The sequence below is a fragment of the Rheinheimera soli genome, from assembly GCF_031457405.1.
GTDB lineage: Bacteria > Pseudomonadota > Gammaproteobacteria > Enterobacterales > Alteromonadaceae > Pararheinheimera > Pararheinheimera soli_A.
The window spans coordinates 75396-94735 of record NZ_JAVDWR010000013.1 but is presented as its reverse complement, the minus strand read 5'-3'; the positions used below and the strand labels follow the sequence as shown (position 1 = coordinate 94735).

17 protein-coding genes and 1 other RNA gene are annotated in these 19340 nt (G+C 45.9%); 10 read left to right on the top strand and 8 right to left on the bottom strand.

What is annotated here, in order from left to right:
- Positions 1-374: 374 nt before the first annotated feature.
- The 3 genes from J2W69_RS15775 to smpB all read right to left on the bottom strand — a co-directional run bounded on the left by J2W69_RS15775 (position 375) and on the right by smpB (position 3685).
- Positions 375-2129 carry a retron Ec67 family RNA-directed DNA polymerase/endonuclease gene (locus J2W69_RS15775; protein ID WP_310280262.1) on the bottom strand — a complete coding sequence of 585 codons (1755 nt, stop codon included), beginning with the start codon at positions 2127-2129 and terminating at the stop codon, positions 375-377.
- Between the two features lie 545 nt (positions 2130-2674).
- Positions 2675-3034, bottom strand: a transfer-messenger RNA (tmRNA) gene (gene ssrA / locus J2W69_RS15770).
- 168 nt (positions 3035-3202) lie between these two features.
- Positions 3203-3685, bottom strand: coding sequence for an SsrA-binding protein SmpB (gene smpB, locus J2W69_RS15765; protein ID WP_300928093.1), 483 nt, complete (start codon positions 3683-3685; stop codon positions 3203-3205).
- Positions 3686-3806: 121 nt separating this feature from the next.
- On the opposite strand from smpB, the gene J2W69_RS15760 reads away from it, so the two are divergent.
- Positions 3807-4250, top strand: coding sequence for a type II toxin-antitoxin system RatA family toxin (locus J2W69_RS15760; RefSeq protein WP_310280259.1), 444 nt, complete (start codon positions 3807-3809; stop codon positions 4248-4250).
- Positions 4243-4608, top strand: coding sequence for an RnfH family protein (locus J2W69_RS15755; protein WP_310280255.1), 366 nt, complete (start codon positions 4243-4245; stop codon positions 4606-4608). The genes J2W69_RS15760 and J2W69_RS15755 overlap by 8 nt, the downstream gene beginning before the upstream one ends.
- A gap of 71 nt (positions 4609-4679) precedes the next feature.
- On the opposite strand, the gene J2W69_RS15750 is transcribed toward J2W69_RS15755, so the two are convergent.
- The 3 genes from J2W69_RS15750 to nadK all read right to left on the bottom strand — a co-directional run bounded on the left by J2W69_RS15750 (position 4680) and on the right by nadK (position 7799).
- The gene (locus J2W69_RS15750; protein ID WP_310280253.1) at positions 4680-5030 is read right to left on the bottom strand and encodes an outer membrane protein assembly factor BamE; all 351 of its coding nucleotides are present in this window, start codon (positions 5028-5030) and stop codon (positions 4680-4682) included.
- Positions 5031-5158: 128 nt separating this feature from the next.
- Entirely contained in the window at positions 5159-6826 is a 1668-nt protein-coding gene (gene recN, locus J2W69_RS15745; protein WP_310280252.1) for a DNA repair protein RecN, read from the bottom strand.
- Positions 6827-6905: 79 nt separating this feature from the next.
- Entirely contained in the window at positions 6906-7799 is an 894-nt protein-coding gene (nadK, locus tag J2W69_RS15740) for an NAD(+) kinase (protein WP_310280251.1), read from the bottom strand.
- Positions 7800-7990: 191 nt separating this feature from the next.
- On the opposite strand from nadK, the gene hrcA reads away from it, so the two are divergent.
- From hrcA to J2W69_RS15700, 8 genes are all read left to right on the top strand, one after another.
- Positions 7991-9016: a heat-inducible transcriptional repressor HrcA gene (gene hrcA, locus J2W69_RS15735; protein ID WP_310280249.1), complete on the top strand. Its 1026-nt coding sequence runs from the start codon at positions 7991-7993 to the stop codon at positions 9014-9016.
- 29 nt (positions 9017-9045) lie between these two features.
- Complete coding sequence (grpE, locus tag J2W69_RS15730; protein WP_310280247.1) at positions 9046-9615, top strand: nucleotide exchange factor GrpE; 570 nt, start codon at positions 9046-9048, stop codon at positions 9613-9615.
- 121 nt (positions 9616-9736) lie between these two features.
- Positions 9737-11017, top strand: coding sequence for a PqiA/YebS family transporter subunit (locus tag J2W69_RS15725; protein ID WP_310280245.1), 1281 nt, complete (start codon positions 9737-9739; stop codon positions 11015-11017).
- A gap of 1 nt (position 11018) precedes the next feature.
- Positions 11019-12764, top strand: a complete 1746-nt coding sequence (gene pqiB / locus J2W69_RS15720; protein ID WP_310280264.1) for an intermembrane transport protein PqiB — start codon at positions 11019-11021, stop codon at positions 12762-12764.
- A complete protein-coding gene (locus J2W69_RS15715) occupies positions 12764-13327 on the top strand; it encodes a PqiC family protein (protein ID WP_310280243.1) in 564 nt (187 codons plus the stop codon). Before pqiB ends, J2W69_RS15715 begins: the two co-directional genes overlap by 1 nt.
- A 287-nt stretch (positions 13328-13614) precedes the next feature.
- A complete protein-coding gene (locus J2W69_RS15710) occupies positions 13615-13866 on the top strand; it encodes an OadG family protein (protein ID WP_310280241.1) in 252 nt (83 codons plus the stop codon).
- A gap of 2 nt (positions 13867-13868) precedes the next feature.
- Complete coding sequence (oadA, locus tag J2W69_RS15705) at positions 13869-15656, top strand: sodium-extruding oxaloacetate decarboxylase subunit alpha (protein ID WP_310280239.1); 1788 nt, start codon at positions 13869-13871, stop codon at positions 15654-15656.
- Positions 15657-15665: 9 nt separating this feature from the next.
- On the top strand, positions 15666-16796 hold the full coding sequence (locus J2W69_RS15700; RefSeq protein WP_310280237.1) for a sodium ion-translocating decarboxylase subunit beta: 1131 nt from the start codon (positions 15666-15668) through the stop codon (positions 16794-16796).
- A 31-nt stretch (positions 16797-16827) separates the two neighbouring features.
- Here the strand turns inward: J2W69_RS15700 and J2W69_RS15695 are convergent, their stop codons facing one another.
- A complete protein-coding gene (locus J2W69_RS15695) occupies positions 16828-17934 on the bottom strand; it encodes an anhydro-N-acetylmuramic acid kinase (protein WP_310280234.1) in 1107 nt (368 codons plus the stop codon).
- Positions 17934-19241 carry a peptidoglycan DD-metalloendopeptidase family protein gene (locus J2W69_RS15690; RefSeq protein WP_310280232.1) on the bottom strand — a complete coding sequence of 436 codons (1308 nt, stop codon included), beginning with the start codon at positions 19239-19241 and terminating at the stop codon, positions 17934-17936. Before J2W69_RS15690 ends, J2W69_RS15695 begins: the two co-directional genes overlap by 1 nt.
- Positions 19242-19340: the final 99 nt, after the last annotated feature.

Here is a 19340-nt window from a genome sequence, read left to right as displayed (position 1 = left end):
ATCAACTGGATGTTTGATGTGGATGGAGCCCGGCGAAAATTGAACCGGGCGTATGGCAATTTAATCAGTCAGAATTAAGTGGAAAGAGCACTAGTCGCCAGACGCGTGGCAGGGAACTGCAAACGCTGGTGGCGAAACAGTCAGTATCTGTTAAACACAGTGCTGACCATCAACTACTTCGACAAACTGGGATTACCGAGGCTCTCATGACCTCAACTTCCCGAACCGCCCTGTGCGGACCCGCATGCAGGGTGGTGTGGCAGGGGTCGATCAACAATATTGATCGCCCCTATGCCGATTATTGGTGGAGCCGGGGGGATTTCAACAGTTAACAAATTCAGTTAATTCAATTAGTTGCTTCATATGTACGATTTTTATGTAGCAGCTTTAGGCGCTGCATGTTTTTCAATTATTGTGACAATTGTATCCAGTATAGGCTTGAAATTGTCAAAGGAGATTGTATTTCTTCTTTCCATAACAATTTTTTGTGAAAAGACATGTTTACCATATTCTGTTTTAGAATCTGTCTCGTTATTACGATTAAACGACTTTCCACCGATCGTTATTGATAAAGTCTTATGGTCAAAAAAATCTTCTAATTCGGTATTTTTTTTGTCTATCTTCGGTATGAATATGATGTAAAGATTATCAAAAATATGAATGTAATTTGATGATCTAATTGTATCTGGAACATCAGGACAGTTTGAGAATTTTTTTTCCTTAAGCATACTTACAATTTCTTTTGGTCCGTCATCATTATCGAGAATTATAATCACAGGCGTATTTGATCCTGAATATGTATACCTGCCTTTATTTTTCAAATACTGCTCAATAAACAGCTTTAAATAGGATGTTCCGCCATAAAGATTCATCAAGTATCTGGTTTTTTTTGAGTTATTGAAAAATTTCACTTTGAGCTCAATGTCTTTTTTCGGATTGCTTTTTTGAGCTAGTTCTGGGTAAGAATCAACCAATCTTTTTATAGCACATGACAGATAAATATTGTCTGTTTTTCCTTCGCATAAAATAGTTGGCGTTTCATTTATGTGGAAGTTTTTAAAGAACAAAAATTTACTGTAGGTTTTCTCTCTTACATTTAGTAACGGTTCGCTATTGGCACCATATTTAATAGGGACATAAGTTGGCTTGAATTGAGCTTTAGGTCGGAAATTGTTATATTTATCAATGGAGTCTATAAATGAAAGCATTCCCTCCAATTTAGGAATATTTCCGTTCACTTTGTTTGCGCCATCCTCAGTATAAAAATTTCCAGTTTCGAATAATTTGTGACACATAGATCTAACTTTTCGCCAGTATTCACTTTTTATACTGACTTTGTTATTAACAACTAGACCTGTTACATCTTGTCTAGAGTTTTTAAAGTTGGTGCGTGTTTTTAAAGGGTTAACTGTAAATCCAGCTCTTTCTATTTCTCTTACAATTTTTGAACCGATAGCTAATTTTCCATCCTCGACTGTGAATAATTTGGCTGGAAACTCCCTCTCTCTCGTAGAGAATGTAATGTCATCTGCATACCTAGAGTAAGCACTATTATATCTTTTCGCTAGATATGCCAAACGAATGTCAAGGCTATGAGTTATAAGATTTGAAATTACAGGAGAACATGGGCTGCCCTGAGGTAAGGCGTTTTGATAGCAAGCAATTTGAGCGATAGTTGTTGCTATAACTGGATCCAGAGCAAAGTTTTCATTTTTAATGAAATAGCCTCTAACTCTGCCAAAATTGAAACTACCAAAAAAATCTTGAAGATCTATGTTAGCGACATTTTTTTTATTTAAATGCCTAGCTGCATTAGTTATTATTGAACGATCTCTTTCAAATCCGTGGCTAAGCTGTTTATGTGAGTGAAATTTTTCATTTATTTCATCTAGACAATCAAGTAAGCAATAGGATAGTTTTGACTGGATTTCTTTTAGCCGTATATCTGGTGCATTAATTACCCTATTACCTCCAGACGCTTTTTTAATCTCAAAGCTTTCATAAAGGTTCTCAACTTTTAAGTGGAAAAGGAGATATGTTAAAGATGAAGGTTTGATATCAAGAAGACGTGCGAGGTCTGATCTTGTTTTTGCGTTTTTCAGGCTCGACAGTCTAGTCATCAGAAACATATAAATCGCTTACTTTATGAGGGAGTAGACTTACAGGCACTCCTATGCTTTTAAAGATTCAGTTCGTCCATGGCTGCACCGCAACGATGCGAGTCTCTCTGACAATTTTGTCACGGGTTGCGAAACACAACCCAATAATCTGCCTGTAAGTCTGATTATGAAACTACTATAGACAGACAATCACTGCAACGAATTTGTATGCTCACTGACCCAGAAAAAACGGTTAAAAGAGCTGCTGTAGGAATCTTAAACAGGATTGGTGACAGGTCTTGCCCTTTGCACCTGTTTTTGTGCTTGGTATTTAATGGCGGCAACTCAATTTCTTGCTGCGACTGATGGCAAATGCCACCTTGCGGTGGCTAGGTAGTTGGGGGGATTTATTCGCGGCTTTGCCGCTCACCTCTCGTTTTCAACGAGAGGCCGCCCTTTGGGCGTTGTCTGCGCTTGCTGCACAAGCTCCGGCTGAAGCCCGAACTGCTGTTCGCGTCCGCCGCGAAACCACAATAAAAGCAAAAGGCCACCTTGCGGTGGCCTTTTGCTTTTATTGGTGGAGCCGGGGGGATTTGAACCCCCGTCCGAAAAACCTAGATCGTCGGTACTACATGCTTATCCAGTTATTTAGTTAACCCTATGAGCGCCAGCTGGCAGGCTATCGTCGGGCGAGTCTGATTGGTTTTAGCATCTTGGCTCCAGACAAAGCCGCCATGCGATCCTATTAGGGGTGATCTTCCAGAGTCTCAGCTTATAGGCATGCGTGAGGGGAAGAGCGCTCTACTGCTTATTAGGCAGCGAGTGCGTATGTTTCGTCGTTTGCGACTACTAGTTTGCGGCTTTTTTACGAGGCCTACCGCACCTCGGCATGCACCTAAGAGTTCGTGAATCCCGTCGAATCCAGTATCGGCCCCGAATTCTTTAGTACTTCTGAACACTTCTGTGTTGAGCGCATTCTACGCTCTGCAGTTCAAAGCGGCAAGGTAAGAACTGGTCTTTTCTTGCTGCGTTTGGCTGTTATTACTCTATATGGTGATGAATTGAACAATCTCAAGGCCTGGTTCATAAGAACTCTGGCGTGATTATCTTTTGCTGTGCTTCATCATGCGTTCTTTTTCACGCGACCAGTCTCTGTCTTTGATATCGTCACGTTTATCAAAGTGCTTTTTACCTTTAGCCAGATGGAACTCTAACTTCACCCAACAGGCTTTCCAGTACATGGACGTGGCTATTAAGGTGTAACCGTCCTGCTCTTTTTTGCCGACCAGTTTGTTCAGTTCACGTTTGTTCAGCAACAGCTTGCGCGAGCGCTCTGGATCACAGACCACGTGAGAGGACGCGCTATGCAGCGCCTGAATTTGTGCACCAATTAAAAAAGCTTCGCCATCTTTGAGAATAACGTACGAGTCGGACAAATTGACTTTGCCTTCGCGGATACTTTTTATTTCCCAGCCTTGCAGACAGAGGCCTGCTTCAAACCGTTCTTCCAGGAAATAATCGTGTCGTGCTTTTCTGTTCTGGGCTATGGTGCCGCCCTGATTTTTGTTGTTTTGTTTTTTGCTCATCTTTGCTAAACGAATTAACTCTGTAAAAGCCAAGGAATTTTATGGCAAAAGGCTTGCGCCTGGGACATTGAGGCTACGGCCAGATCTGTTACAATCGCCGCCTGCATTAAGGGGAGAGAGTATGCCACAAATTGAGCGCAGCGCACTGGTTTTTTACAGCGCGCGCCAGATGTTTGAGCTGGTGAACGACGTGCCACGTTATCCGGAATTTCTACCCGGTTGCGCTAAAGCTGAAATTTTGCAGCAATCTGCACAACAAATGCTGGCTAAGTTAGAGGTGAAAAAAGCCGGGATCAGTCAGGAGTTCACTACACGTAATACGCTGGTGACAGATTCGCAAATTCAGATGCAACTGGAATCCGGCCCTTTTAAAGCTTTATCCGGTGGATGGACTTTTATTCCATTGAGTGATGAAGCCTGTAAAGTAGTGCTGGCATTGGATTTTGAGTTTTCCAACAGAATAGTTGAGTTTGCTTTTGGCAAAATTTTTAACGAGTTAACTGCAGCTATGGTGGGTGCTTTTACCCAAAGGGCCAAACAGGTATACGGAGAGCAACATGGCTGAAACTAAAGCGGTAGAGCTGGCTTACGCCACACCGGCGAAGCAGAGTTTGTTGAGTTTAACTGTGGATGCTGCTGCTAGTGTGGAACAAATTATTCAACAGTCTGGCATTTTATCCAGTCATGCAGAAATTGATTTAAGTCAGAATAAAGTGGGGATCTGGAGCCGCACCTGCAAGTTAAACGAAGTGCCAAAAGCGGGTGACCGAATTGAAATTTACCGGCCTTTAATTGCCGATCCAAAAGATATGCGTCGTCGCCGCGCTGAAAAAGCCAAAGACGAAGGCAGAGCAAATAAAACGACTGGAGGCAGGCCACAACAGGGGCAGAGTACTGACTCTGATCCACAATCTGGCAGTTGATGAATAAGCAGAAAGATTACACTGAAGTAATGATGAGTGGGTCAGAGCTGAAGCTCTGACCCCGCAAAACATTATTGATCCAGCGGTGTATTAAAGTTGGCTGGTTTGGTGAAATCACCTGTAATATCAACCAGCTTGTCGTCTTTAAAGTTGGCGATCAGTTGTTTTTCAAAGTTCTCACCGCGACCACCTTTTAATGCATAAAAATAATGCCAGATGTTGTCGTCAAAAGCGTTTTCAGCAACAGGGTTGCCTAGCACAAAACGAACCTGTTCTTTGGTCATTTGAACACGCAGTTTATCGATGTCTTTTTGTTCCAGAAAGTTGCCTTGTGGCACGTCAATCCGGTATATCCAACTACTGCATGCTCCCAGAGTCAATGCTGTGGCCAACACTAAGGCCGTTTTCACTACTGCTTTCATCTGTCTCTTCATCTGAATAAGTCTGACGGCATCATACCGCAAGCGTGGGCTGAAATTAAAGCCTTAATCAGACCTAAGTCACCTGGCTAAGTTCGGGCTTTCTGAAAATTTTGCTGATAAGCCAGTGATTAAGGTGCACATAGCAGCTCACGGGCGTTGGCAATAGCGTTAGCACTGACATTTTCACCGGCCAGTAAGCGGGCTATTTCCTGAACCCGCTCTTCATCTGCCAGCTCGCGAATACGGGTTTCTGTGGCTATGCCGTCCGTGTATTTTTCAACAAACAACTGATGATGGCCCTGGCTGGCGACTTGCGGCAAATGGGTAACACAAATCACCTGAGTCGATTCTCCCAACTGACGTAATAACCGGCCTACACCTGCGGCAACAGGACCGCTGATGCCGACGTCCACTTCATCAAAAATTAGTGTTGGAGTTGTTACTTTACCAGCCAGTATCACCTGAATAGCCAGGCTGATGCGGGATAATTCGCCGCCTGATGCCACTTTATGCAACGCTTGTAAAGGCTGACCAGGGTTGGTGCTGACCAGAAAATCGACTTGATCCCAGCCTGTTGCATTGGCTTTATCTATGCCTGCACTTTCAACAGCTATATAAAACTTACCGTTAGCCATACTTAAATCGGCCATGCTGCTGGCAATTTTATCGGATAACTCCAAAGCTGCAGATTGACGCAACTCAGACACCACTTCAGCGGCCTGACAATACAGCTGCTGTGCCTGCTGAATTTCCAGCTGCAGTTGCACTATGCGCTCATCATCGCCTGCCAGCTCTGACAGCTGCTGCGACAATTGCTGGTGAAACAAAGCCAGCTGGTCGTGTGGAATTTGATGTTTACGGCTTAAATTCAGCCACAAGCCTAAACGTTGATCTATCTCTGCTAAACGCTCCGGGTCTATATCCACTTTTTCGCTGTAGCGGCGTAATTCGCGGCCTGCTTCTTCAATTTGTACTAAAGCTTCTGTCAGCATTTGATGAATAGGGGCCAAAGCCGGATCTACTTCTTTATAGTCATCCAGTTGCTGGCAAGCATGGCTTAATAAACGATAGCTGTTCGTTTCTTCATCGTCATAAGCCAGTTGTAAGGCTTGTTGGCTGGCCTGAATCAGGCTGTGGCTGTTGCTTAAACGCTGATGTTCGGTTTCGAGTGCGGCAAATTCTTCTGCACCAGGGGCAAACTGATCCAGCTCAGCCACCTGATATTCCAGCAACTGACGTTGTGCTTCACGTTGCTGCTGACTGCTTTGCAGTTCGCCATATTCTTGTTTCAGCTGTTGCCATGCTTTCCAGTATTGGCGGCAATTGGCTAAAGCGGAATGGGTATTGGCATAAGCGTCCAGCAACTGACGCTGGTGATCGGATTTTAATAATAACTGATGGGCATGCTGACCATGAATACTCAGCAGATGATGACCCAAAGCTTTCAGTTGCTGGGCCGGTACTTGTACGCCATTGATATAACCACGGGAGCGGCCTTCGCTGCCCACCACACGGCGCACTATACATTCGTTGCCCATAGCGAGATCTTGTTCGGCCAGCCAATGCCGGGCTGCGGCCAATTGACTGATATCAAAAGTGGCTACTATATCGGCTTTGTCGCAACCGGGTCGTACTACTAAACCATCGGCACGTTCACCTAAACATAAGGATAAGGCATCTAAGGCAATAGATTTACCTGCGCCTGTTTCGCCTGTAATGGTGGTCATGCCGCCGCGCCAGTCGAGTTCCAGTGCGCGCACTATGGCAAAGTTGCTGATATGCAGATGGTTGAGCATGGTCCAACTCCCTTATACTGAATAACTGTTAATTTATACAGTAATTCAGTTTTTAGCAAGGGAGTGTTGCAGAGATTTTTTAGTAGAGTTTACTGCCCCAACCAAGCTTATTACGCAGCACGTTAAAGTAGCTATAGCCTGGCGGGTGCACCAGTTTGAGGGGCTTAGGGTGTTTACGAATACGAATTTCATCGCCCGGCATCACGGCCAGTATCACGTGGCTGTCGCAACTGACTTGCAGATGCGCGTCGTTACTTGGCGATACTTTAAGGACAATTTCACTGGTACCGGACACCACCAAAGGACGGCTGCTTAAAGTATGGGGGAACATGGGCACTAAACTCATCGCATCAAGTTCAGGCGTCAGAATAGGGCCTCCACCTGATAATGAATAAGCTGTAGAACCTGTTGGCGTGCTGACAATGAGGCCGTCGGAGCGTTGGCTGAACACAAATTCGCCATTGATATAAGCTTCAAACTCAATCATATGCGCTACTTTATCTGCGTGTAATACCGCTTCGTTAACGGCGCTGTTACTGCTTTTTACACAGTCATTCCGATACACTTCCACTTCCAGCAGATTGCGTTTTTCGGTAACAAAATTACCTGCTAACACAGCTGCTAAAGGGGTTTCAAAATTTTCCGGCGATAAGTCGGTTAAAAAACCTAAGTTACCGCGGTTTACACCCAGCACAGCTACACCAAAACGTGCCAGTACCCGGGCGGCGCCAAGCATATTGCCGTCACCGCCCACTACTATGGCCAGATCGCAGTTTTTACCCAAGGCCACTAAATCCATCACCTGCACATCAGGCAAAGCCAAAGATTCAGCTACTTTCTCTTCGACGTACACTTTCAGGTGCTGTGCCGTTAAAAACTGGTACAGACTAACAAGAGTAGTGTTAGCTCCCGGATGATTAGGTTTGCCAATTAATCCAATAGTTTGAAATGCGCTGCCAGGGTTTTGACTCATGAGTGTTCCTTTCAAAGTGCGGCCTCAGTATAACCATAGTTTCTGACAGGGAACAGCTTTGTGCGTACAGAGCTTTGGCAAAGGGCAAGGCTTGAATTTTTAAATAATGGCCCCACAATAAACCAGAGTATTTCAGGCGGTATTTTAGTGTCGTTGTCTGAACAGTCTTTTTAACCGGAGTAACAGCTGTAGTGGTTCAGTTAAGCAGACCAGAACTGATATTAAAACTCATTGTTGAGCAGTACCTGACGGACGGCATGCCGGTGTCGTCTAAGCTGCTCTGTGAGCAGTCCGAACTTGGCGTCAGCTCAGCCACAGTGCGTAATACCATGATGTTGCTGGAACAGCAGGGATTTATCCGCTCTCCTCATACATCGGCTGGCCGGGTGCCTACTACGTCGGGTATACGGCTCTTTATCGATAAAATGCTGCAGTTTGAACCTTTGTCCGGGCGTTGGCTCGATGCTATTCAACTGAATTTACCCCCCCAATTGCCCGTGTCTTTGCTGTGTCAGCAAGCCGGACAGCTGTTAGCCAACTTAACGGGTATGGTCAGTATTGTCAGTGCACCTAAGGAACAGGGCCGGGTGATACGGCAGGTTGATTTGGTGCGTTTAGCGGCGCAACGTTTATTGCTGGTGGTGATAGACGAAGACGGTGATATTTTGCACCGGGTGTTGTTTTACGACGATTTAATTGATAACCCAACCTTAAGCCGGGTATTGTGCTTACTGAATGCGGCTTTATGTGGTCAGGACTGGCTGGACGGTATTTCGCGCTTAGCTTTGATAGCTAAGCAGGAATCTGGTGCAGTGCAGTCTTTGGTGAAAACTGCTATGGCGCAACTGAGCCTGGATGAGATGCAGCAACATCAGCCGCTGATTTATGGTCAGCATCAACTGATGCAGGCGAGCGACTATCACCGCGATCCAGAGTTGCAGCAAGTGATTGAGCTTTTGGATAATCCATCTTGTCTGGTGAAATTATTAACGCCAGTCACTCAGGACCATCAGCCAAAATTGATACTGGGACGTGAGTCTGGTATTGAACCTTTAGCCAAGGTGAGTTTGATTTGTGCACGCTACCGTTCTGAGCCACATGGCTTTATTGCCTTGCTTGGACCACGCCGGATGAACTATGGTCGTTTTGTGCCTTTAGTTGAAGCTGTAGCACAACAAATGTTTTTTAACTTGAATCATCTTAATCAATCCCCATAATAAGCCAACCTATGGTGGAGTAGTAACTAATGAGCGAGCAAGATAAAGTGCAAACTGAACAACAACAGGCTGCGGAAGCAGCGGCAGAGCAACAGGTCGTAGAACTGACGCCGGAGCAGGAACTTATTGCAAAGCTGGATGCAGAATTACAGCAGGCAAAAGCCCAGTTGGCAGATCAGCATGATTTAATGCTTAGAATTAAAGCTGAAGCAGACAACAGTCGTCGTCGTTCAGCCATGGACGTTGAAAAAGCCCATAAATTTGCGTTGGAGCGTTTTGCCGGTGATTTATTACCCGTAGTAGATAACCTCGAGCGTGCTTTAACTTTCTTAAATCGTGAAGACGACGGCCAGAAAGCTATTGGTGAAGGTGTAGATTTAACGCTGAAAAGTTTACTGGATACGCTGGCGAAAAACGGTGTACAGCAAATTGACCCACAAGGTCAGCCGTTTAATCCTGAATTCCATCAGGCCATGTCTATTCAGCCAAGTGCTGATGTGGCGCCAAATACCGTCACTTTTGTGATGCAAAAAGGCTACGAGCTGAACGGCCGTTTAGTACGTCCTGCTATGGTGGGTGTATCTAAAGCTGTTGAGTAACAAGTAACGGCTTAAAAATGGAGTCAGATCAGATTATTCTTTAGAAATAATCTGATCTGACTCCATTTTTTTTGCTTACAATAGCGCTATTCGCGGTGTAGGCCTTTGCAAAGGAATATCTTTGTCTGATCTGGAGTCTGGTTTAGAGCATTCTGCGCCACCTGTTGCTGAACTGGTGCTTTGTCGCCACTGCGATCTATTGCAACAACTGCCGCTGTTAGCCATCGGTCAGGAAGCTGCCTGCAGCCGCTGTGGTTATTTACTGGATATGCGGCAGAAAGATCCTGTGTTACGTCCTGTGCTTTATGCCATAAGCTCATTGTTTATGCTGATCCTGGCCAACCTCTTTCCTTTTATTGGTATGGATGTGGCGGGTAACGTTCATATCATGAGTTTTTTTGATACCTCCTCGGTGTTATTCAACGAACATCAGCAGTGGCTGGCTGTGCTGGTCTGGTTATTTATTCAGGCCATACCGGCTTTTTGTATGCTGGCCGTAATTTATATCAAACTGGGTATGATACGCCGGGTGCGGGGCTTAGTCTGGACTGCCCGCGTGCTCTATATGCTCAAACCCTGGAGCATGGTGGATATTTTCCTGATCGGTATTCTGGTCGCTTTTGTCAAACTGGTGGTGTACGCCGATATTTCTGTAGGCATGAGTTTCTGGGCTTTTTGTTTATTTTGCCTGCTGCATTTACGTACTTTTCAGGTGATAGACCGCCACGCCTTGTGGGAGTCTATAGCCCCTGCGCCTCAGCCTGTTTCTGCTGATTTTGCAGGCCGCACCGGAGTTTCGCTGAATTTAGCCAGTTGCAGCTGCTGTACTGCTATAGTGCCGCTGGAGCAAAAATATTGTGATCGTTGTGGTACTAAAGTCACAGCCCGAATTCCGGCCAGTTTACAAAAAACCTTAGCCTGGCTGATCACCGCTTCTTTGCTATATATTCCGGCTAACTTGCTGCCTATTATGGAAACTGTGTCTTTGGGCAGCAGCATTCAGTCGACTATCATCAGCGGTATTATATTGATGTGGCAGGATGGCGCTTATCCTGTCGCTATAGTGATTTTATTAGCCAGTGTGGTGGTGCCAGTGGTGAAAATAGTAGTGATGTTCTGGCTCTGTTATCTGGCCAGTCACAGCGGGCATAAACGACAGCTGCTGTCGACCCGGGTGTATTTGCTGGTCGACTGGATAGGCCGCTGGTCTATGGTGGATGTACTGGTGGTGGCTATATTGGCCGCTTTAGTACGGTTTGATTTATTGATGGGCGTGTACCCTGGTATGGGCGCTATTATTTTTGCGACTGTGGTGATTGCCACTATGCTCGCCGCTATGAGTTTTGATCCACGTTTGTTGTGGGATCAACGGAATAAAAAAGAGGAGCTGCGACGTGGCTAAGATGCAAGGCCGGGTGGCCGCGGTGAAAAAAATCCGACAATTGTCACCTATCTGGATAGTGCCGGTAATGGCTGTTGTGATTGGTATCTGGATGTTGTATTACACCCAAAAAAATCAGGGGCCAGTCATCACGCTGGTGACACTGAACGCTGAAGGTATAGTGGCAGGTAAAACTCAAATCAAAAGCCGCAGTGTGGATATAGGCAGGGTTGAATCTGTGCAGCTGTCGGAAGACTTAAGCAAAGTATTAATCAAAGCCCGAATGGACCCTGGTCTTGAGGCTTTGCTGAATGAAGACTCGCAGTTGTGGGTCGTCAAGCCTACAGTAGGCCGGGGTGGTGTCAGTGGTTTAAATACTTTGTTGTCCGGTGCTTATATTGAACTGCAGCCGGGCAAAGCCTCAGTCCATAAATACTATTATGAATTACTCGACAGCCCGCCTATAGCGCCGGCCGATGCGCCAGGGGTGCGTGTTACTTTGTTAAGTGATGATGCCACAGCTTTGGCTGTAGGCGACCCTGTTTTGTATCATGGTTATGCGGTCGGTACGGTAGAGACCAGCAACTTTGTGGCTGAACAAGGCCATATGACCTACCAGTTGTTTGTCCGGGCACCTTACGATTCCTTAGTCACTGAAAACGTACGTTTCTGGCAAGCCAGCGGTATGGCGCTTGATGTGTCAGCGCAAGGCGTGCGGGTTGAGTTAGCTTCTGTCGCTACTTTACTCAGTGGCGGTGTGCATTTTGCTGTGTTGGATGGCTGGCCTGCAGGCGATAAAGTAGCCAGCAACAGTGAGTTTCAGCTGTTTAAAAACCCAAAGGCGATCAAAGAAGGTTTGTATACCGAATACAACGAATACCTGATGTTTTTTGACGAGTCGATCCGCGGACTGAGTGCTGGTGCGCCTCTGGAATATAAAGGGATACGTATTGGTACTGTGGCGGTAGCCCCTTACTTTTTTAATATGGAAAATCCGCTGGATGTCGCCTTTAAAAAAGGTATTCCAGTGTTAGTGCGGGTGGAAGCTGGTCGTCTGGCAGGTGAAATGAGCCTGAAAAAGCTGGCGCAGGAGCTGGAAACCGCTGTGCAACAGGGTTTAAGAGCTGTACTGAAAACCGGTAGTTTGTTAACCGGAGCTTTGTATATTGAACTGGTGCAAACCGATACACAGATTGGATCCCCTAAAGTGAAAGTGGCTGTTTCGAACCTTGCGGATGCAGAGCCTTCGGAAAAAGTTCAGGTCGCGACAGCGCAAACGCCCGCGTTTTCCAGCGAAGCTTCAGTGCCTGCACCTTTTACCTTAGCGAATTATGCGGGTCTGAAAATTATGCCTACAGCACCCAGTGGTTTAGCCAATATTGAACAAAAAGTATTGCAGGTGCTGGATAAGGTGAACCGTTTACCTGTGGAAGATGTGTTGGCGCAAAGCTCAGCTACTTTGGCACAAAGTGAAACCATGCTGAAAAATGCTGAGCAACTGATCCAGTCCCTGGATCAACTGGTGAAACACAATGCGGTACAACAATTGCCTGCTGATCTGCAGCAAAGTCTGGCTGAATTGCGTAAAACGCTGGCTGGTTTTTCTCCGGGGTCGCCTGCTTATGAGCGCTTAAATGGCAATTTGCAATCGATGGATCAATTGTTACGTGATTTGCAGCCTGTGATCAAAACTATGAATAATCAAAGTAACTCACTGATTTTTAAAGCCGATCTGCCTAAAGATCCAGAACCTGAGAAGGCCAACTAATGCGTTATTTAGCTTTTGTATGCTTAAGTCTGGCTCTGGCCGGTTGTGGCAGTTCTCCATCTGAACTGCAGTATTATCGCTTGCCCGCTGTCGCTGCCAAAGCTCCGGCTGCAGCCAGCATTAAAGTACTGGTGATAGAACCAGTCATGGTTGCCAGTTACTTAAACACTAATGCGCTGGTGTATCAGAATAATGAAGTCAATCTGCAACTGACCCGCAGTCACCATTGGGCTGAAGCTTTGGATCAACAGCTGACCCGCAATTTGCAGGCGCATTTATCAGCGGCTTTAACGGACTGGCGTGTAACTCAACAGGTCAGTAGTCCTGGGGATAGCCGCCTGACAGTACAGGTGACCCAATTTCATACCACTGCACAGGGCCTGATATTGATCAGTGGTCAGGCGCATTTATTGTCAGGTGCAGTGGTGAAGCAGCAGCCTTTTGAGCTGCAGTTGCCTCTTGCCAATGATGGTTATGATGCAGTAGTGAAAACCTTGGGCCAGGGCTGGAGTCAGGTCGCCAGTCAGATAGCAGCTATGATCACAGAAAATCCTGCTTCTTAATTTTGTCGTGAAGAAACTGGCCAAAGCCAGTTTCAGTTGAATAAAAGCCTTACCTTATTGGTGGGCTTTGTTTTTTTACCTGCCCGATCAAGTTCAGCCCCAGCTTACCGTTGTAGTAGAAGTTTAGATTCTTAGCTGTCTAAATGGCTATTTCTTGCCTTTGTCAATAGAGTTACGTATAAGTTGTATAAATAACAGGCATCAATCAAAGTGATTAAGCAATGGCTTATGTTCTTTAGAGAAAACTGCTATTAATCAATGCAAATTATTTATGGAGAGGACATAAGATGGACGCGGAGCAACAAGTCAGTGTTTTACTGTTGGATGCAGCTGTGTTGATGGTCGTGGGCATGGGAGTTGTATTTAGTTTTTTGATGATATTGGTTTTTGCTGTTCAAGGCATGTCCAGATTACTCCGGCATTCGAGCCCGACTTTACCCGCTGCTGTTGGAACAACACCACAGGCAGCTGTTTCTCCTTCTGTTGTTGCTGCTATCAGCGCAGCCATTGAACATCATCAAAAACAAAATAAGGGATAAAAATGAGCCAACCATTATTACTGACTGAGCTGGTGCTCAGAGACGCCCATCAATCCTTATTAGCCACGCGCCTGCGTTTAGAAGATATGTTGCCCATAGCGGCCAAACTTGATCAGGTAGGCTACTGGTCGATGGAATCCTGGGGCGGTGCCACCTTTGATGCCTGTATCCGTTATTTAGGTGAAGACCCATGGCATCGTTTGCGTGAGCTAAAAAAGGCCATGCCCAATACCAAACAACAAATGCTGTTGCGTGGTCAGAATTTATTAGGCTATCGCCATTATGCTGACGATGTAGTGCAAGCCTTTGTTGAGCGCTCCTTTGCCAATGGCATAGACGTATTCCGCATTTTTGATGCCATGAATGATGTGCGTAACCTGCATACAGCAGTAGCGGCTGCGGTCAAAGTAGGGGCTCATGCACAGGGCACTTTGTCTTATACAGTCAGCCCTGTGCATACCATTGATGGCTGGCTGGATATGGCGATGCAGCTGGAAGATATGGGCTGCCATTCTATTTGTATTAAAGATATGGCGGGTTTACTGAAACCTTATGTGGCCGAAGAACTGATCACCCGCTTAAAAGAACGGGTCAAGTTACCTATAGCTATGCAGTGTCATGCTACAACGGGTTTAAGTACGGCCACCTATCAGAAAGCTATTGATGCCGGTATAGATATGCTGGATACCGCTATTTCGTCTATGAGCATGACCTATGGCCACAGCGCAACTGAAACTATGGTGGCGATCACTGAAGGCACAGCGCGGGATACTGGTCTGAATTTAGTCTTACTCGGAGAAATTGCCGCTTATTTTCGTGATGTACGGACTAAATACGCTCAGTTTGAAGGTTCACTCAAAGGGGTTGATGCCCGTATTTTATTGGCTCAGGTACCAGGTGGTATGTTAACCAATATGGAAAGCCAGCTGAAAGAGCAAGGCGCTTTGGACAAAATGGATTTAGTGCTGACTGAAATTCCTAAAGTACGCAAAGAGTTAGGCTATTTACCGCTGGTCACGCCAACCTCACAAATTGTCGGTACTCAGGCTGTGCTGAATGTGCTGTCGGGTGAGCGTTATAAAACCATCACCAAAGAAACTGCTGCAGTGCTCAAAGGTGAATACGGTTCAACACCAGCTCCTGTTGACCTGGCATTGCAACAGCGGGTACTGGCTGGTGCAGCAGCCATTGTCTGTCGTCCGGCCGATTTATTACAGCCTGAACTTGCGGCATTAACCACTGAGCTTGAAAGTAAGACTCAGGAGCTGCAACTGAAACTGGCTGAAGACAAAATTGATGATGTGTTGACCTATGCTTTATTCCCACAGGTTGGCCTGAAGTTTTTACAGCACAGAGGTGATGCATCGAAGTTTGAACCTGCACCCCGCCAACAAAAGCCGGTAAACCAGGCGAATACTCAGGTGGAACAGGTCAATAACACTGCTTCCGGCGTGGGTGTTTACAGTGTCAAAGTGGATGGCAAGCTGTATCAGGTTGAAGTGGGGCCTGCAGGTGCAGTGCAGCAGATCAAAGCCCTGGTGGGTGAAAATATTCCTCAGTCGGCCAGCATTCAGCCTGCCAGCAAGTTAAATTCACCTTTGGCCGGCAATATTCTGGCGCTTAAAGTCAGTGTGGGTCAACAGGTGGAAGCAGGACAGGTGGTGCTGTTAATGGAAGCTATGAAAATGGAGACTGAAATTCGTGCCAGTCAGTCGGGCATTGTCAGTGAAATTCATATCAGTGTTGGATCTGCAGTCACTACCGGCGATCTGCTGGTTAGTTTTGCCTGAGGATAGATCATGGACGTTTTGTTAACACTGATTGATTCTACAGGTCTGGCACATTTAACCTGGCCAGCTCTTGTTATGATGGCTGTCGGCTTTTTGTTATTGTATCTGGCGATAGCTAAAGGCTTTGAGCCGCTGTTGCTTCTTCCTATTGGCTTTGGTGCTATTTTGACTAATATCCCTCTGGCAGGAATGGGCGATCCGGGTGGTCTATTGTATTCCATCTATCAGGTTGGTATTGAAAGTGGGATCTTCCCTCTGCTGATCTTTTTAGGTGTAGGGGCTTTAACCGACTTCAGTGCTTTAATAGCTAACCCTAAAATGTTGTTATTAGGCGCTGCTGCTCAGTTTGGTATTTTTTCTACTTTATTGGGCGCTATTGCGCTGAACTGGGTACCGGGTTTAAGTTTTTCTATGCAGGAAGCAGCAGCTATCGCCATTATTGGCGGGGCTGATGGCCCTACCGCTATTTTCTTAGCTTCAAAACTGGCGCCTGAATTATTGGGGGCTATAGCTGTGGCTGCCTATTCGTATATGGCGCTGGTGCCTATTATTCAGCCGCCTATTATGCGGGCTTTGACGACAGTGGATGAACGCAAAATTAAGATGGCGCAGCTGAGGCAAGTCAGCCAGAAAGAAAAAATCATCTTTCCTCTGCTGGTGTTGATCTTAACTTTCTTGTTTTTACCTACAGCAGCTCCGTTAATTGGTATGTTTTGTCTGGGGAACTTAATACGTGAAGCTGGTGTGGTGGATCGTTTATCTAAAACGGCACAAAATGAGCTGATTAATACAGTGACTATCTTTTTAGGTTTAGCTGTAGGCTCTAAGTTAAGTGCCGATCAGTTCCTGACGACTCAAACCTTAGGTATTTTGTTATTAGGCGCCGTAGCTTTTAGCATAGGCACAGCATCAGGTGTATTGATGGCGAAGCTGATGAATAAATTATCCAAAGATCCGGTGAATCCGTTGATTGGCGCTGCTGGTGTTTCGGCCGTACCTATGTCAGCCCGTGTGGCCAATAAAGTAGGGCTGGAAGCGGATCCACATAACTTCCTGCTGATGCATGCCATGGGGCCTAATGTGGCTGGTGTGATAGGTTCGGCCGTAGCTGCTGGTATTTTGCTGGCGTTGGTTAAATAGCAAAACTGGTGTGGGGTTTAGTCATATTCAGCTAATAGCTAAACTCCGCGCCTAAAACCACAGCTTTGCGGGCACCTGTGACTTCAGGAATATTACCCGGAATTTTTTGATCATAAGCATAGGCCAGCCAGGCAAAAGCCATTGCTTCCACATCATCAGCTTTCACACCTAAACTGGCTGTTTGGTCCAGTTTTACTTTGGGGAATATTTGCTGCAAGTCGCTCATCAGTACCTGGTTATAAGCGCCGCCACCACAGACAAATAACTCATCTATGGCTTCATTTACTAATGCAATTTTGATGCTTTGTGCGGTCAAGCGGGTGAGGGTACGCTGCACATCTGCCGGGGTATAGTTTCCGTTGTGTAATTTTTGCTCTAACCACAGATCATTAAAATACTCTCTGCCTGTGCTTTTCGGGCCTTGTAACTGAAAGTAGGGGTCTGATAAGAGATCTGCCAATAAATCCTGCCGTATTGCACCGGAAGCGGCATACTGACCATCTTTGTCGTATAAACCTAAACCTTGTTGCTGGATCCAGTTATCCATCAGTCCATTGCCCGGGCCTGTATCAAAACCCCGCACTGGATGATCAGGTTGCAGCAAAGTGACATTGGCTATACCACCAATATTTAAAATGGCGCGGTAACTGCTGTTGGCAAAAACTGCCTGATGAAAAGCCGGAACTAAAGGTGCACCCTGCCCACCGTAAGCCATATCTTTACGACGAAAATCAGCAACAACCCGAATTTGTGTTTCAGCAGCAAGGCGGAACATATCGCCAATCTGATAGGTAAAAGGAAATGCTGCGTAAGGGCGATGACGGATGGTTTGGCCATGGCAGCCAATAGCGCTTATCAGTTCAGGGGTAACTTTGGCTCTGGATAATAATTGTTTGACTGCATCGGCATAAGCTAATGCCAGTTGCTGTTCCACTAAGCCCATCAGTTCAAGTTCGTCAGGACCAGACTGAGCCAATTGGCTTAGCTGCAGGCGTAACTGTTCAGGGAAAGGACAAAGCAGGGAGTTTAGTAATTCAGGCTGGGTTTTTTCCCGAGCAGACTGGCTAAAACGAACCAGCACCAGATCGATGCCATCGAGACTGGTGCCGGACATAATACCTATATAAAGGCTGGACATTACTCAGCCGCAGCTACCGTGATCCGTTCATGGCTTTGCATTTGCGCAATCAACTGTTTTGCTTCATTGACAAAAGCGATACGTTCACTGGGTGATAAAGCTTCTGCCTGGGGCAATTTAACAGTACGTGGATCACGATGCACACCACCTACCACAAACTCATAATGCAAGTGAGCGCCAGTCACACGACCAGTAGCGCCTAAGCGACCAATCACCTGACCCTGACGTACGTTTTCACCTTGTTTCACATCACGTTTGGACAAGTGCAGGTATTTAGTCACTATGTTGTTTTTGTGTTTGATAAACACATAGTTACCATTCACCCCATTATTGGTGGAAGCAATGACTTTACCATCACCAGCCGCCATAATAGGAGTGCCGACAGCAGCAACATAGTCCACGCCATTGTGAGGGCGAACTTTCTTTAACACTGGGTGTAAACGGCGAGGATTAAAATTGGAGCTGACGTACTGGAAAGCAACAGGGGCGCGTAAAAATGCTTGTTTAGTGCCTTTCCCGTCCGGCTTATAAAAAGCGCCGTCTTTGTGACGAACTGCCTGATACACCTGACCCTGGTTGGTAAACTGTGCTGCCAGTATATTGCCATTACCGACAAACTGGCCATCGGCATAACGTGTTTCAAATATTACGCTAAAACTGTCACCTGCTTTGATGTCTAAACCAAAGTCGATATCGTAGCTGAAGATATTGTTGGCTAGGGTCAGCATCTGAGCTTCAGTTAAACCTGATTCCAGACCTGCATTCCAGAACGAACCGTTGATCACGCCGCTGACGACTTCAGTACGGGTTTCAACTTCCTTTAAGAGTTCTTCTGCTGCAAATTCGCCGTTGGCGGTACGTTGCACTCGTAAAGTTTTCAGGTTGTTGATTGGGTAACGGATTTCCTGCAATTTGCCCTGATTATCTAAACCAAATTCAATTTGCTCGCCAGGAAAGATGCGGGTTAAAGTTTTCACTGGCTTACCCAGTTCAAGCACTTCCAGCATTGTGGCTTGATCTAATTTAGCTTTGCGAAAAATTGCAGACAGAATGTCGCCTTTTTTCACATCCACTGTCACCCACTCCAGTGAGTTGTCTTCGTGTGGCAGAGTTGCAAGCTGCGAAGCTGCAATTTTCTCTTCCACCAAAGGAATATCAATACTGTATCTTTTTCCAACTTCCAGCTCAGATGTTTCTGTAGTTCTGGAGGCTGAAGCTTGTTCTGACGGGATCAACAGCATAACGGCAACAATGCCGCTTAGAGCGCCGATTAATAACCGATGTTTGATAGGCAAAGAAGAAATCATAGAAAGCGCATCTCTTATTATTATCAGACAAACCAATAAAAAAATGAGCATATAACGATTTTTTGTGCGATGCCACACTTTTGTTGGTTTGATCTAAAG